Raw genomic sequence first — 229 nt, forward strand, 5'->3', positions numbered from 1 at the left:
TCAGAAAAAATTAATCATATTTTAATGGCAAAACACGACTTACAAGATTGCTCTTTACTTAGGACAGCTGCGGCCTTAAATATGACGCCACGCACACTACAGCGCTATCTAAAAAAAGAGCAAACCACGTTTGCCGCGCTGCTTGAAGCAGAGCAAAAACGACGCTTATTAACTTATATTCATCACTATTCGTTAAATAAAATCGCATTTATGCTGGGATTTAACGATC

General features: G+C 38.0%; 1 protein-coding gene. It reads left to right on the plus strand.

Features of this window, described 5'->3' with window-relative positions; genetic code table 11:
* Nucleotides 1-229: helix-turn-helix domain-containing protein (locus SB724_RS22145; RefSeq protein ID WP_410573274.1), on the plus strand; the 229-nt coding region annotated here is incomplete at both ends.

Source organism: Bacillus sp. SIMBA_031, assembly GCF_046535225.1.
GTDB lineage: Bacteria > Bacillota > Bacilli > Bacillales > Bacillaceae > Bacillus > Bacillus velezensis.